The organism is Kitasatospora sp. NPDC101108 (genome assembly GCF_055584725.1).
In genome coordinates, this window is the sequence record NZ_JBVJLM010000004.1 from 322760 (window position 1) to 337550 (window position 14791).

The 14791-nt window shown below is 71.3% G+C and carries 13 protein-coding genes and 1 pseudogene; 6 read left to right on the forward strand and 8 right to left on the reverse strand.

Annotation, left to right across the window (positions count from 1 at the left end; all coding sequences use genetic code 11):
* Positions 1-176 precede the first annotated feature (176 nt).
* Positions 177-569, reverse strand: a complete 393-nt coding sequence (locus ACZ6Z8_RS12310) for a hypothetical protein (RefSeq protein WP_465608801.1) — start codon at positions 567-569, stop codon at positions 177-179.
* A gap of 1043 nt (positions 570-1612) precedes the next feature.
* Between ACZ6Z8_RS12310 and ACZ6Z8_RS12315 the strand changes: the two genes are divergently transcribed.
* Together ACZ6Z8_RS12315 and ACZ6Z8_RS12320 are read left to right on the forward strand one after the other, a co-directional pair.
* A complete protein-coding gene (locus ACZ6Z8_RS12315) occupies positions 1613-2560 on the forward strand; it encodes a S41 family peptidase (RefSeq protein ID WP_465608803.1) in 948 nt (315 codons plus the stop codon).
* A gap of 542 nt (positions 2561-3102) precedes the next feature.
* Positions 3103-3243: a hypothetical protein gene (locus tag ACZ6Z8_RS12320; RefSeq protein ID WP_465608805.1), complete on the forward strand. Its 141-nt coding sequence runs from the start codon at positions 3103-3105 to the stop codon at positions 3241-3243.
* Between the two features lie 652 nt (positions 3244-3895).
* Here the strand turns inward: ACZ6Z8_RS12320 and ACZ6Z8_RS12325 are convergent.
* Together ACZ6Z8_RS12325 and ACZ6Z8_RS12330 are read right to left on the reverse strand one after the other, a co-directional pair.
* Positions 3896-4381, reverse strand: coding sequence for a hypothetical protein (locus tag ACZ6Z8_RS12325; RefSeq protein WP_465608807.1), 486 nt, complete (start codon positions 4379-4381; stop codon positions 3896-3898).
* A gap of 186 nt (positions 4382-4567) precedes the next feature.
* The gene (locus ACZ6Z8_RS12330; protein ID WP_465608809.1) at positions 4568-5386 is read right to left on the reverse strand and encodes an AraC family transcriptional regulator; all 819 of its coding nucleotides are present in this window, start codon (positions 5384-5386) and stop codon (positions 4568-4570) included.
* 104 nt (positions 5387-5490) lie between these two features.
* Here ACZ6Z8_RS12330 and ACZ6Z8_RS12335 point away from each other — a divergent pair, with 104 nt between their 5' ends.
* Together ACZ6Z8_RS12335 and ACZ6Z8_RS12340 are read left to right on the forward strand one after the other, a co-directional pair.
* Positions 5491-6225: an alpha/beta fold hydrolase gene (locus ACZ6Z8_RS12335; protein ID WP_465608810.1), complete on the forward strand. Its 735-nt coding sequence runs from the start codon at positions 5491-5493 to the stop codon at positions 6223-6225.
* Between the two features lie 96 nt (positions 6226-6321).
* Positions 6322-6590 (forward strand): annotated as a pseudogene (locus ACZ6Z8_RS12340) (hypothetical protein); the annotation flags it as partial.
* Positions 6591-6749: 159 nt separating this feature from the next.
* On the opposite strand, the gene ACZ6Z8_RS12345 reads toward ACZ6Z8_RS12340, so the two are convergent.
* On the reverse strand, positions 6750-7178 hold the full coding sequence (locus ACZ6Z8_RS12345) for a hypothetical protein (protein ID WP_465608812.1): 429 nt from the start codon (positions 7176-7178) through the stop codon (positions 6750-6752).
* 228 nt (positions 7179-7406) lie between these two features.
* Between ACZ6Z8_RS12345 and ACZ6Z8_RS12350 the strand changes: the two genes are divergently transcribed.
* On the forward strand, positions 7407-7829 hold the full coding sequence (locus tag ACZ6Z8_RS12350) for a hypothetical protein (protein WP_465608814.1): 423 nt from the start codon (positions 7407-7409) through the stop codon (positions 7827-7829).
* A gap of 147 nt (positions 7830-7976) precedes the next feature.
* Complete coding sequence (locus ACZ6Z8_RS12355; RefSeq protein ID WP_465608816.1) at positions 7977-8120, forward strand: hypothetical protein; 144 nt, start codon at positions 7977-7979, stop codon at positions 8118-8120.
* 313 nt (positions 8121-8433) lie between these two features.
* On the opposite strand, the gene ACZ6Z8_RS12360 is transcribed toward ACZ6Z8_RS12355, so the two are convergent.
* From ACZ6Z8_RS12360 to ACZ6Z8_RS12375, 4 genes are all read right to left on the reverse strand, one after another.
* Positions 8434-9804, reverse strand: coding sequence for an outer membrane protein assembly factor BamB family protein (locus tag ACZ6Z8_RS12360; RefSeq protein WP_465608818.1), 1371 nt, complete (start codon positions 9802-9804; stop codon positions 8434-8436).
* A gap of 718 nt (positions 9805-10522) precedes the next feature.
* Positions 10523-11020, reverse strand: coding sequence for a hypothetical protein (locus tag ACZ6Z8_RS12365; protein WP_465608820.1), 498 nt, complete (start codon positions 11018-11020; stop codon positions 10523-10525).
* Positions 11021-11714: 694 nt separating this feature from the next.
* Positions 11715-11927: a hypothetical protein gene (locus tag ACZ6Z8_RS12370; protein WP_465608821.1), complete on the reverse strand. Its 213-nt coding sequence runs from the start codon at positions 11925-11927 to the stop codon at positions 11715-11717.
* A gap of 369 nt (positions 11928-12296) precedes the next feature.
* Entirely contained in the window at positions 12297-14153 is a 1857-nt protein-coding gene (locus tag ACZ6Z8_RS12375; protein ID WP_465608823.1) for a hypothetical protein, read from the reverse strand.
* Positions 14154-14791: the final 638 nt, after the last annotated feature.

The window sequence follows — 14791 nt, forward strand, 5'->3', positions numbered from 1 at the left end:
CCCGGCCGGGGCGGTGGAGTAGGCCGGGCGCACCGCCGATCCCGCCACCCCGGGCCAGGCGGCCCCGGGCGTGGCCCGGCGCTGGCGACGGGCAGCGGAGCCAGGCATCGGCATCCGGAAGAGCGGGAAGCAGCGGTGACGGACCAACAGGAGCCCGGCTGGCGGTACCGATGGTGTCAGTACGAGTTGCTACAGGCGCCGACGTGGGTGACGGCGTCGTACAGGCACACCTCGGTCAGGTGACCCGGCGGATCCCAGTGGAAGCCGGTCTGCTTGGCCTGGTTCCTCACCCAGTACGGCTTGCTCACCGGGTGCCAGGTGCTGCCGCCGTCGTCGGAGCGGGCCAGTTCCATACGGCAGTAGTCACCCCACGACTGCACCAGACCCTGCGTCTCGTAGCTGGAGCCGGAGCCCCGCTCGTTCATCCACGCCTTGCAGCTGCCGACGACGACGTCGGAGCCGTGGATGTACCCGGTGGGGCTTTGAGCGCTGGCCTGCGCCGGACCGGCGCTCAGTGCGAGCGTGGCGGCGACACCCACCACTGCGGCTATCGCACGGATCTTGTTCACGGCTTTCTCCCCTCGGCCGCCTGGTGCGGCCCTGCCTTGAGTGGTGTTGTCTCTGCGCGAGTGCTGGGCCGCCGTGTCCGGTACCACGGGCCGGCCTATCCGCGCTTTCCAGCGTGCCGCGAGTGTGGTTGGGGCACGTCAACCCCTGGTTTGAGTTGGTGTAAACCTATGCGGTACGCCTTCGGCGCCTTCGGTGGCCTCGCCCTCGGCCGGCTTGGCCGTGGTGGTGTGCGCGGGCCGACGACACTGCCGTTGTCCATCCCTTTCCCCGGCTTGCTGGTAGGTGGAGGGGCGGTGGTGGGTGACGGTCCGGCCGGCAGGGGTCTGCACCCCTGCCGGGCCGTGGTGATGGTGAGCGCCCGGCGAAGGCCGGACACGGCCCTCGGCTCCCGCTGGCCCGGGTGTCGATGCTCGACCGGATCCCGGCAGTGCTCGTGCCCGACCGATGCCCACTGACGGCCCCTGGCGGCGGGCACCGTGCCCTGACGCGCTGTCCGGCCCCGGGAGTGCGGCCCGGGCCCCGCGCGGTCCGAGAACGGCCGTTCCCGGGCCGCCTGATGTGGCTCCCGATGTGACTCCTGATGTAGCTCCTGATGCCAGCACCCCCGCCTGGGGCGCGGGCGGCATTTCTGCAGGTCAGAGGGCGACCGAGGTGGCCGGAAAATCCGATAGCCCTTCTGCGCGCCCCTGTTCTCCTGGTGGTGGTGGGGGTGGGGCGATGGTGGCCTGCGGCGCTTGCTGGCGGGCCCTGGCGGGCGGCTGTGACGCTGCCCGGCTGTTCGGCCGGGAGTTCGGTTCGTGCTTCGCTGCAAGGGGCTGGGTGGGGTTCGGTCTGTCGGGACGGTGAGGTTGTCCAGCACTGGGCCCGGCTGCCCGCCCGGTCCTACAGTGGTGCACGCCCCGCGACGCCGTGGGGCGATGCCGGGGGGAATCGCATGACATGGAAGCGCTTGCTGCGCCTGGCTGCCCTGGGGGCGGCTGTGGGGGTCCTGCTGCCGGTGACCGGGTCCGCGAGCGGACTGTCGCAGGCCCAGGACGACGCCATGTCGCCTGCAGCCCGGACCTATCTGACGACGGTGCTGGACCTGATGGAGCAGCACTCCGTCATGCGCCACGAGGTGAACTGGGCCCTACTGCGACGGCGGGCGATGGAGCAGGCGCACGGAGCGCGGACGGCGGCCGACACGTACGGGGTCATCGCCTGGGCGCTGAACTCCCTGGGCGACGGCCACAGCTTCTTCCTCGATCCGCAGCAGTCCGGGGCGAGGTTGGGAGCCACCACGTTCTCGTTCGACGGCCTGACGGGTCGCGCTCTGGAGGACGGCCTGGGCTACGTCTCGCTGCCGCAGGTCCAGGGGACACAGCAGACGTACGACGCGTACGTGCGACAGGGCCGGGCGGCGGTCGCGACGGCCGACGGCGCGGGCGCCTGCGGCTGGATCGTGGACCTGCGCGACGACCGCGGAGGCAACATGTGGCCGATGCTGGCGGTCCTGGGGCCGGTGCTGGGCGACGGGCCGGCGGGGGGCTTCGTGGACGCCGACGGCAACCGCTCGACGTGGTCCATCCAGCACGGCAACGCCTACGCGGACGGCGAGCCCGTGGGCTGGACGGACAGCGAACCGATCACCCGCAGCGCCCCGCCCGTGGCCGTGTTGACCGGCCACCGGACCGGCAGTTCCGGCGAGGCGGTCGCGGTCGCCTTCCGTGGCCGTGCCGACACCCGTTTCTTCGGTGAGCCGACCTACGGCGTTCCCACCGGGAACATGGTCGTCCGCCTGTCCGACGGAGCGGCCATGGGCCTTACCACCGTTGATGACGTCGACCGTGCCGGCCGCACGTACAACGCTCCGATCCCACCTGACGAAGAGGTGGTCAACGAGCCCACCGCGGCCGTGGGCGGTGATCGGGACCGGGTGCTGGCGGCCGCCCGGGCGTGGCTTCACCAGCAGCCGGGCTGCCAGCGGAGCCGGGGCAGTCAGGCAGGGTAGCCCGGGCTGGGCGGGCACGGCGTGGACGGGTTCGGGTTCGGCCGGGTGGAGTGCGCGCGGACGTTGCTGATGTCCCGGGCGCCGGCCCGTCTGGGGCGTGTCGGCGGCTCCGGGCGCGTGTGCGACTTGCGGCGCGCTCGCCGAGCAATCTCTGACGTCGGTGCCCGCTCGAAGGCGTCGGCGGTCGGCCGGTGGATACGTGAAGTGGGCGAGCGATGAAGGGAAGCTCTCCTGGCCGTGTACTGGCTGTGCCTGCGCGACGGCAACGACGCGCCGGCGTGCTGCCCCGAACCCACCGGGCTCGGCGGCCAGTGGACCCGCCGTCCCGGGTGGCCACTGCCGGCCCTGCCACCAGGAACGCAAGGAACGACTGGATCGGGAGGCCGAAGAACTGCTGGAAGCCGGAGGCGAACGCCTCGCTGCTTCCGTGTTGGACGTGCCGCGGCTCGATCGGCGGGAAGGAGGGCTCGAAGCTGGAGCTACGGGAGAAGGCCGGACCCGGCCGGTTGGAGTGCCCGCCGCGCGAACAGGACCGCTCTGCAATGGAGTTGGACCCGCTGCTGCTGCCCGCGCCGACCAAGCGAGAGCTGGTGGCCGCGCTGGTCTGCGCTCCGGTTGATCCGTGGTGGGAGGCGCGGGTGCTCCACGCGAAGCTCTACCCGGCGAAGGGCCCCAGAGTGTGACCCTGGGCGGGCTCGGCCGGAGAGCGGGCATGAGCCGATCGGCTGTCCGTCGGCGAAGGCGCCATCGCCGCGCTGCGCCACGTTCGCATCCCGGCCGTCGTGCGCCCTCCACCTCGCCCGGGCCCTCCTGGAGCAGCCCCACGCCGACCCGCTCCTCCTGGAAGCCGTCGAGGGGCTGGCCGCCGTGATCCCCCAGTACCTCCCAGCATCCCGGCCCTTCGGCACCGACGCCGCCGCCCGCCCGCCCACCCGCCCGGCTGCGGAGGACGGCCAGTCGCCGCCCTCCACAGCCGTGTCACGTCACTTGGCGATGCGGCCGAAAATCATCTTCCCGGGGCGTCCGGGTCCGGGCGTCGCAGGAGGCCCAACGCCTACCCGGGGCCCGGCTGAGCCGGTTTGGGCGGTGAACGTGCGGCTCAGTCGCGCTCGGGTGCGCCTGGTGCGCCTGGTGCGCCTGGAGCGTCGGTGGGGTGGGGGATCTCCAAGTAGGCGGCGGCCTCTCTGGGAACGGGCGGCGACACGGCCCTCGCCGGACAGCGTCGCCCAGTGCTCGTCGACCCACGCGGCGTGGGAGGCCTGCCGCTCGGCCTCCGCCAGCCGGGCTGACTCGGCCTGCTGCTCCTCGCTCAGGCCCTGCCGCGCGGCCTCCACGTCACCGTTCCACGACGGCAGCGCGGCCAGGTAGGCGCGCCGCTTGGCCTGCACGGCCGTCAGCCGTTGCCGGTGCCGCGATCTCCCGAACGCTGAAGGTGAGCACCGCGCAGGTGAACGCGATCAGCGGGGCACTCCAGCCCCACGGGGCGAATGCGATCACCGGTAGTACGGCCACCACGTGGACCACGGAGACGGCGAACGCCGCCCGTGCCCAACCCGCGCCGTGCCCCGGACGGCGCCCGGCCACCCGGTGGCGCCACCAGAGCGAGGCGGCCACCGCCGCGACGGCGGCCATCATGCCGGCGCCCAGCCGGGCCAGCGCGGCATCGGTCGCGCCGTCAGGGTCGAACGCCGGATCGGGTGAGTGCACGCTCAGCGCGATCACGCTCCAGCCGACGGCTGCGGCACCCAGCAGGAGAGTCAGAACTTCCACCCCCCGAGGTCTGGCCCAAGTCGTGGCAGCACGTGTGATGTTCGATTCCATGCCTCATCGTAGCCACCACCCGCCCACAGCCGGGGCCTTGCCGTCCGACCGGCGAACCGTTCGCGCGGGGCGGTCTCAAAAACGTGCAACTTCGCTGAAGCGGTGAGCTGCAGGTTTGCAGATTGGCTGAGGCGCTGGTTCTGGGGATGAACAGACATGGGCACCACGCCGTTCTGTGAGCTCCTCTTATCCGCCGGCCCGGTAGCGGCCCGGGGTCGTGCCGACGAGGTCGGTGAACGCCGCGATGAAGCCGCTGGGGTTGGCCCAGCCGCAGGCGTGGGCGGTGTGCGTGGTGTCGTGGCCCTCGGCCAGGAGCACAAGCGCGTGGTGCACTCGCAACTGGGTGCGCCACTCGTAGAACGTCATGCCGAGCTCGTCGCGCAACAGTCGGCTCAGGGTGCGGGCACTGGCCCCGACCTGCCGGCCGAGCCCGGCCAGTGTGGTGGCGTCGGCCGGCGTCCGGGACAAGATCCGCTCGATCGCCCGCAGCCGGTCGTCGCGCGGGTGCGGCAGGTGCAAGGGCTGTTCGTCGGCCTCGCGCAGCTCCTCGACCAGCACCCGCAACAGACGCTCACGCGCGGCGCGGCTGTAACCGGGCACCGCCCCGCCCCCGCCGCCTGCGCCGTCGTGGCCGTTGCCGCGCGGCTCGGTCAGGGCGAGCAGGACCTCCCGCGCCAGGCCGGAGACGCGGAACACCGCCGGACGCCCCGGCACCAGCCGGGCGAGGGACGGCGGCAGGAAGACGATCCGCATGTCCGTGTCCCCGTGGGCACGGTGGCGGTGCGTGAACCCGGCCGGCGTCCACGCGACCCGGTTGGCCGGAACGATCGACGTCCCGCTCTCGGTGTGCAGGACCAGGACGCCCCTGGCGGCGTAAACCAGGTGCCCGCGCGCGTGCGTCCGCGTCTCGCTGCTGCTGCCGGAGGGCCACAGGTGGCGCCCGCCGGAGGGCCATGTCAGCGACGTGGCACCGGCGTCCGGGCGGGCTTGGCGGTGAACGGGCATCGGTTGGCATCCTATCGGTAGCACGCCATGATGCGCGCCGAAGAGACTTTCCGTCATGAGCGGTGGCCCCCGGTGCCACGGCCGAGCAAATGAGGGGAAGCCCCATGGCGACGTTCGTTCTCGTACCCGGCGGTTGGCACGGCTCCTGGGCGTTCGAGGCGGTGGTCCCGCTGCTGGAGCGGGCCGGCCACACCGTCCACACCCTGACCCTGACCGGCCTGCGCCCCCACGACGACCCCGCTACGATCGCCGCCGCCAACCTCGACACCCACGCCGACGACGTGTTGAGCCTGCTGGAGCGCGCTCAGCTCGACGACGTGACGCTGGTCGGCCACAGCTACGGCGGGATGGTCATCACCGCCGCCGCAGACCGCGCCGACGGCCGGATCTGCCGCCTGGTGTACTTGGACGCCTGCGTGCCGCGCGACGGCGAGTCGTGCTGGTCCATCATGAACGAGGGCTACCGGCAGTCGTTCGTCGCCGGCGCCGCCACCACCGGCTACGCCGTCCAACCCCCGTGGCGGCCGGACGGCGACCCGCGCCGCCGCCCCCACCCACTCGCCGCCTTCCTGCAGACGGTCCGCCTCACGGGCGCCCACGCCGACGTTCCCCGCCGCGAGTTCGTCTACTGCTCGGGATGGGAGGACCGCACACCGTTCGCCGACCAGCGCACCCGGCTGCTCGCCGACCCGGGATGGACCGTCCACGACCTGCCGACCGCCCACAACCCGATGCGCGAGGACCCGCGGGCAGTCGCCGCGCTCCTGCTCGACGAAGCAGACGAACCCGGCGAAAACGCCGCCCTCGCCCCGGGGCGGATGGCCCAGTTGGGGTCGTAACATGCCCGGATAGCCTGGGCGACATGATCACCAGCTAGCGCTTGTTGCAGCAGGTCCAGGCCGCAGCGGATGCCACGGGTGACACCGACCGGGATGTTTGTTGCGGTCGATTCGACGAGCGTGCGCGCGCACCAGCACGCGGCCGGTGCCCGCAAGTGCTCGCTGCCCGTGCCCAAGGGGGACGAGGCGGTAGAACGCCAGGTCGAACCCCCGTGGCAGAGCCTCGTCGGCCAGCTGGCGGAGGTGGTGCAGGAGGCGAAGGACTCGGCCGCTCGCGGGGCGGCTTCACCAGCAAGATCCACCTGAGCGCGGATGGGCGCTGCCGCCCGCTGTCCCTGATCATCACCCCGGGACAGCGGGCCGACCGACGAGGACCGCTACAAGAAGCGCAACACCGTCGAACGGGCCGTCAACAAGCCCAAGAACCACCGGGCGGTGGCAACCCGCTACGACCAGCGCGGCTACGTCTTCCTCGGCACCGTCACCGCAGTGACCCTCGTCATCTGGCTCCGCACCTGATCACGTCACCAGGCCGGAGGCCGGGACTGGTCACCGCCCTCGATCTCCTCCGGCCAATCGACGGGCCCGCAGTCCGTCCGGCTCAGGATTCCGGGGTCAGGCGCGTAGCCCTCCTTCGGCGGCCCGGACCACCAGGCCCGTCGGGTGCGCGGAAGGGGTACCTCCAGCAGCCTGCCGTCGTGGATCATCCACAGGCCGAAGCAATCGTCCTCCTCGTCGTGGATCAGCACCTGTACCGTCTCCGGACGAGGCCACGGCAAGGACTCCAAGTGCTTCAACAGCCCAGATCTCCAGCTCATGTGCTCGAATTCCGCACCCCAGCCGAAACCCCAGTCACCGCCCGGGCGCATCTCGGAGAAGCAGCCCACCCAGGTACGACCAGGGTCGGGCCGCGTCAGCGGCTTCATCACCTCGTCCGCGTCCTGGGCCAGCACGATGACCTCAGCAATTCTGCTCATGTCTCGGAGTATCGCCGCCAATCAGGGGCCTGATGCAACTGGATTCAGCTGCTGGGCATCGCGATAGTCGGACAGCACCCCGGCCTGGCGCCGACTCTTGGCAATGATCGGCCGGACAAGGCTGCGCCGGTCAGCGGCGTACGGCGGGGGCGAGGCGGGTATCCCTTCCGGGGGAGCGCGGAGTCCGGTGAACCGGGGGGCGGGATGGACGCGGGAGGTTCCGGCCGACGATTCGGCCCGCAGGAGGTCTGGACGGGACTGGCCTCGATCGTGCTGCTAATTGGCGGGCTTGCGGTGTTGGCTCTGCACTCGCCGCCCGGCGAGTACAGCTGTGACAACTCCAACTACCCGACCAGCGGGTGCACACGCATCCAGCACGAGCCGGCTCCGACGGGCTCGACCGTCCCGTGCCCGACCGACTGGTGGGAGTACCGCAGCCTCGGCCGGTCGGCCGCCGCGGGCTGTGCGATGACCCGGCCGAGTCCGCTGCCGTGCCCGACCACGCCGGACACCTACTGGCTGGCGAAGGGCGAGGACGCGCTTCCGCCGGGCTGCTCCTACCCGCGGACAGCGGTGACGTCGCCGTCCGCGTCGCCGCCGTCGCGCTCGTCGCCCGGCTCGCCGTGACCTGCCGGCCAGGCCTCGATACAGGCCGTCAACGAGGTCAAGGACACTGCCGACGCCGTCCCGGCTTGGGATCGGGGGCGTTCCCTCCTCGGGTCATCGGTGGGACGCTGTCAGCCGAAGCCAGGTGTCGAGAGCAGAGGTTGGGCCATGACGAAGCGCCAATCGTGGACGGCTAAAGACGTGCTCATCCTCATCATGGTCCTCGCGGTGTCAGTTGTGGTCGTCATCGTGGGGATCTGGGCGCTCATCCACGTGGGGGATGGTCAATGCCCGGCGCACGACTTGTGCTGACAGCGCGCCCATCGGCAGTCACCAGCCACTGCCGCTCCGTCCGCAGGCCTTCAGCGCGATCTCGCTGCCTTGCCCGCCCTGCTGCGCCCTGGCCGTCATCCTGGTCGCCCTCCGCCGTCGTCCTGGCCGTCCGGGTCGTTTGGGTCGCTTGGGTCGCTGGACGCGTGGACTGCCCGCGGAATCGGCGGCAGCCTGGCCCACTCTCATCGATCGCACCCGCCTGCCTTCGGCCAACCATCGTTCCCATTCGCTCTATTGGCTTGTGGATGTTGCCGCCCCGCGCCCGCCCGGCGCTGGCCGGCGGCGGGTGCGGTCAGGCTCCGTCGAAGGCCGTGACGCCGGTGGTGGTGCCGAGCAGGATCCGGCTGCCGGTCAGCACCGGGGAGGCGAAGTGCGGGAGCGGGTCGGTGACGGTCTGCTGGAGGATCCGGCCGGTGGCCGGATCGAGGGCGTAGAGCCGCCCGAGCCCGTAGTCGGCGACCCAGACCGCGCCGCCGCCGATGACCGGCGAGCCGGCGGCGCCCAGGGGTACCCGCCAGCCGGAGTGCAGCGAGCCGTCGCCGGCGACGGTGAGCTGGGCGAGCGCGGTGTCGCACGGGACGTACACCGTGCTGCCGGCCACGGCCGCGCCCCCGTACGCCGGGCAGAGCGGGGCCTCGGCGAGCCGGCCGCCGATGCCGCCGAGGTGCTCGGCGTCCAAGGTGTAGGCCGTGCCGCGCTTGCCGACGGCGAGCACGAAGCGGCCGACTCGCACCGGGGCGAGCGCGCCGAGGTCGAGGTCGTCGGCGTTGTCGGCGGCCCAGTCGGCGGGAGCGAAGAAGTCGGTGCGCTCCAGCCGCGGGGAGAGCGCGAGCACCGAGTCGGAGCCGTCGTACGGCCCGCCGGTGGCCGCGCCGTTGCCCACTGAGACGTACAGCTGCTTCCCGTCCACCACCGGTCCGCCGGAGGCCCAGCTGCCGCCTTGGCGGGTGGTCGGCACGGCGTAGGACAGGATCGGGCCGGTCCCCGTGACGGGGACCGACAGCACGCTGCCGACGTAGTTGCCGCAGTCGCCGAACAGACCGCCGTACGCGATCACCACCCGGCCCTGCCACAGCGCGAGGGCCGAGCGCTGTTGGTGGGCGATCGGGTCGCCGCGCGGCGGATCGGCCTCCCGCTGGAGTCGCAGGTCGCCGGTCACCGCGTCCAGCCCGGCAAGCAGGTGCCGGCCGCCGGTGAGTTCGGCGACGGCGAGGAGCAGGCCGGTGGCGGGGTCGTACACCGGCGTGCCGGTGATGCCGAGCGGGTCGATGTTGCCGCACGGCAGCTCGGCGGACCGGGCGGGCTCGCCCAGGTGACGGCTCCACAGCACCGCGCCGGTCGCCAGGGCGAGGGCGTACACGGTGTTGTTCTGGGTGGCCGCCAGCACCCGGTCGCCGACCACCAGCGGCTGGCCGTACACCGCGCCGTCCAGCCGGGCCGACCAGGCCCGGCTCAGCGGCCCGGCCGGCGGTACGCCGGGGGCGACGCCGGTGTGCAGCGCGTCGCGGTGGTACATCGGCCAGTCGCCGTCGCGCAGTTGGGTGGGCGTACCGGCGGTACCGGACGGGACCAGCACGGTGGGGGCCACCGGGCCGGGGTGCCCGCCGGGCGCGCAGCCCGGGAGCAGGGCCAGCAGTGCGACGAGGGCGGGCCAACGAGGCATGGTCCGACAGTGCCCGGTCCGCGCGCCGGTCGTGGGGATTTGTCAGCTGTCCGAGGGCGTTTCCTTGGTTCGGCTCGCATTCCGCAGCCCTGCCGATTCCATCACCCGAGCGAGCGCACCGGCGCTTACCGTGTCGGCTTCGACGACCTGGTCGTCGCCGAGGACGGCCGCCTTTTGGGGGCACCGCGCGCCGACACCACCCGCGCCGACCCGGCCCGCCCTGCCGCCCGCGCCCGCCGACCGGGACCTGGGCCGTCCGTCCCTCGACTCCCCGCCGGTGCGCGGGTCGATGTGGCTGCGCTGGAGCGGCCACGACGGCATCCGCACTCTCCACCACGGCGCCGGCCTGGCCCGCGACTGGGTGGAGAAATACGTCGACGGCCTGGACGGCTGGGGGGCCCTGGTCGAGGGCCGGATCGTCCGCAGCGCCCGCCCGGGCCTCGCCGTGCCGGAGCCCGTCGTGCACGCCCAGGCGTGCGAGGCTCCTCACCCGCGGTCCCGCAACGCAGGAACCCCCCACCTTCGGATTGCGACCGCCGCTTCCAACGCGGCGCCGACGGCGATGGCACGGCCGTCGATGGTGGCGGTGACGCCAGTGCCGGGAGCGGAAGGAGACCGCTCTTCACGGCGGAGCCCGAGGAGGAGCGGGCAGCGGAGTCGGCCGCGATCCCCAAGCCCGAACTGCGCACCCACTCCCCACGGTTTTCGCGTTGTCGGACTACTGGGGGTTCTCGAAGATCTCGATCTCCCTGCCGCACTGTCCCCCGACGGCATTACCGCCGACACAGAACCTGACCACGACGCTCTTTCCGTGGGTGGGGCTGAAATATCCCGTACCGACCACAGTTCCGTCCACCCGGCGGAACTTCCCACCGGAGGGGTCGTTCGCTCCCGGGTATACGTAGGAGGTGCGCCTGATTTCGCTCCGGCCACCGCCGTATTCGCGAGACCAGTGTTCGAGGTAGCCGTAGGTGGCGTCCTGCGTATAGAGCAACTCCACGTCTGCAGTGACCAGGTAGCTGCCGTTCTCGAACTGGACCTCGCCCCCGTTCCCCTGGGTACTGAGGCAGGCGGGAAAGATCCAACCGTTGCAGTGGGACCCGTCGAAACGTCGCACGGTGTCGGCGTACGCGGAGGTCGGCGTCGTCACGGAAAGCATCAGAGCGGCCCCCACGAAACCAGTGGTGCTGCACATTTTGCGGAACGTTCTCTTCATATGCTCCCACGCCTTCTTGCGGGACCGTCAGGTCCATTCCCCGTCGAAGGTGGTATGCCCATGAAAGCGCTGGACAAAGCTTCTCCTGGTAAGTGAACATGAGGAGCAATTAAGTAATCTTTTATTACCTCACCTCGTGTTCGGTGGAGCATGAAAGTCCCGCCAACGACCGCGGCCGGTAAATCGTCTGTTTCATCAAGACCCCGGCCGGCTACAGCAGGACCATCACGGCCGACGAGGTTGTCGGTGCTACCGGGAAGAGCTGTGTTGCCCTGCTTCAGCTCAGGCCGCTCCTCTTCGGACAGCCTGGAAGATCCTTGATCTCTTCGCCGAGAAGGCCTTCGCAGAGGCCGGCGAGCAGCCTGATCAGAGCCGCGGGTTCTCCATCAGGAAGAGGCGGGCCCTCGCGCGGGCTCTGGTGGGCGCTCCCGCGTTCCCCAACGACGACCTGCCGGAGTGGTGGTACGAGGTGCAGCGCCGGGCCCGCAACCGCGAGCGGTGCCTCAGCAAGGGCCCGCCCGGTCTGCGTCCGTGACGCCGTCCGTTGGCCGCCGGGATCCGGACGAGCTGTCCGCCGACGCGTAGAGGGACGGCTACACGGCCCTCGTATGGACTGGTGACCCCAAGCGAAGGCGTGACAAGGGCATCGGCCGGGACAGTTCGCTGTCCCGGCCGGCGCCTTCCTGGCGGGTGGTCAGCTGTCGGCGGCCGGGGTGGCCAGGCCGCCGGGTCCCAGCTGGCGGTGGGTGTCGGGGACAGCCCTTGGGGCCGGTGCCTCTGCGGGTTCGAGGAAGGGGGCCCGCTCGACCGCGGTGAGCCGGGCCGCGGGGGACGCTTGGACGGCGGCCGGGTCGGCGGGGGACTCGGAGAAGGGACGCCACAACGGGCGCCGTTCGGAGTTCGTCATGATCACCATTGTGGCAGTCAAGGGGTGACGGCGGGAGGCCCTGGACGCCGAAGGGTCCACAGGGAAGTAGTCGGCGGACTCACACCCCTTTCGGCCGCGGGAAGGGCCGCCAGCGCCGCTCGCACGCCCGACCCCGGGCGCCCGGGCCCGACTGCTCCCACAGGGCGGGCAGGCCGCCAGCTGCGCCGCGGTCTCCTCGGCGCCGACGCCGGGGCGGTGCCGTTCGACGAACGCCGGCAGCGCTGGCAGCACCAGGACGTGGACCCGCCGGGCGAGGGGGTGGCGCGCCCGAGTGACATCCCGCACCGCATCCGCACCGCATCCGCAGCGCGGACAGAGACGCTCTCTCGTGGACAAGCGGACAGAGAGTCACAGCTCGGCCATCTCGGTGTCCCCGTCGTAGTCGACCGGCGCGGGGTCGCCGGTCGTGCGCCGTAGCGCGTCCAGGAGCTTCTTGCCCTTGCGGTTGATGGCCTTGCGAAGGTTGTCGCCGTTCTCGCCGGTGTACAGGAACTGCGACATGCTCGGCACGTCGTAGCCGGGGTTTTCCCGCAACTCGGTTGCTTTCACGAGCAGTTCGTTGGGCATCTTGATGAGTTTGAGGTCGGGCCCGGTCCCTGCGTCATGGCGCTGCTTCCAGTCCTGGCACCAGGAGTTCAGGGGCAGGAGCCGCTCGATGACAGCCGTGAGTGCGGCCTTGCCGTCATCGTCGATCTTTTTGCCCTGGATGAACTGCTTGTCCTCTGCCGCCGCTTTCACCCGCTTTCGTGGCCGGCTCTCGATCTTGCTGGACCTCGTCGGCACGTGCCGCTGGGGGCCCTCCTTGAGGTGCTTGGCGATCTTGCTGCCGAACTTCTCCGGATGCCTCTCGACCACGCCGCCCAGGTACTCGTACGTCATGCCCTGCTGCGTGTGGTAGTGCGCGGCGAGGTCCAGTGCCCGGTGCCAGTCGGCCTCGGTCGGGGTCCGACCGTCGGAGCCGAGGTTCCACAAGTCGTGGAGTTCCCGGGCCTGTTCCGGGGACAGGGTCTCGCCGGTGCGGCGCCAGGTGGTCTGTGCCGCGCCCGTGCCGATGCCGATGTGGGCCGTCTCCTGCTCCCAGGACCGCTCCAGCCGCCGCTCAGGGATCCGCCGGTACGGCATGTCCTCCGGGCCGTCCTCCGCGTCACTGTTCGGGGGCGTGTTGTCGGCCTGCCGTGACGCGTACTTTCCAGGCACCCGGAGCGTGGGACCGCCCCGTCGTTCCTCGGCCCCCTCGGGCGCCCCCTCGTTCCATCCCGCCGGGGTGCTCGTGACCTCCTCCTCGACCATGTGCCGGATGAACCCGAGGTAGTGCTCGTCGATCATGTGCCGGTGGTGCTCGTACAGGCTGTTCACGGAACTCTGGAAAAAATGCCCGTAGTTGGGGTTGAAGCTCAACTGCCCGAATCCCAGCCGCTCCCTGTAGTACATGAGCGCCGCGGCGCAGCCCATGCAGGGGCGGTACTTGCCGCTGATCGCCAGGGGGCCGCGCACATCGTGCTGCGGGCGGATACCGGCGGCGCTCAGGGCCAGGAGGAGCTTCTGCTCGGCGTGGACAGACCTGTCCGGCCTCCCTTGTTTCGCCCCGCCGGGCCCGCTGCCGAAGCGGAGCAGGAACACCCTGCCCTCGTGGGCGGTGTCGGTGAGCATCTCCCGCAGGTTCTCGCTGTGCAGATCCAGGACGATGACCGGCCGGCTCAGCTTGGCGCGCAGGGCCTGCGCCGCGGGATCGTTGCCACGGCCCTGTTCGCCACCGGGGGTGCCGCGCTGTCCGTCGATGATCGCCTTGTTCTTGCGCCGGTAGCTCGCCAGCTTCTCACCCATGTTCCGCTGCTCGTGATTGCGCAGGCCCTTGGAGCGGCTTTCCTCGCTCTGCTCGATCGCCAGCAGCTGCTCGACGGTCGGGGCAGCTCCCGCCTCCTCGCTGCCGACCTGCACGAGGGTGTCGACTGACGCGTCGAAGTTCGACGCGAAGACCAGGCGGTCGTTGATCAGCATGCCCTGGACCTCGCGGTCGTCGCCCTCTTCCTCGACCTCCGGGTCCTGCACCCTGGCCCGCTCCTGGGCACCCTTCATGCTGTCGAAGAGGAGGACACTGGTCTCGGTGAGCGTCTGCTGGGCTTCCTGACCCTCCTTGGAACGCGGAAACCGCATGTCCATCTCGGCGTGCGCCCGCCCCTGCCGCAGGCCGCCGTAGTCCTTCATGAGCGGTTCGTCGGCCCCCTCGGGGACCTTCTTGATCTGGCTCTTGATCTCCTTCATGATCTCGCCCGGAGCCCTGCCCACCGACGAACTCCCCGCGCCCGAACCGTCCTGGGGCATCCGCTGGACGACCGGCCCGCGGCAGGCCCCGGACCGGATCATCTGCCCGACGGCCGTGTTGCCCACCGACCTTTGCATGGCCAGAAGAGTCATGGGGGCGCCCGGTACGGATACCGGGACACCGGTCGGCCGACTGTCCTGCCCCCGACCGCGGTCCTGCTGCTCCTCGCCCCGTACCGTCACCTGCCGGTGCCGCTGCCGCATGCGCCCTGACCTCCTGATCCAGCGGGTAGCCACCACGATCTCCCGGTCGTGGTGCGCGGCACATGTCCGGCGGGCTGCATCCAGGGGCAGAGATCCTTGCCCACGCGGCCTCCCTGCAGGGTCAGGACCCGTGTTCGACCGCGAGGGCAACCAGCTCTGCGTCGAGTGCAGCTACGCCCCACGCTTCGCCTGATGGGCCGCGAGGGTGGTCTCGCGGGGGGGGCCCCACCCCCGACCCCCCACCCCCCGCTGACCCGGGGCGGGGGGGGGGGTTGAGCCGCGGGGCGGGGGGGTTGAGTTTGGCATAACAGCCCGCC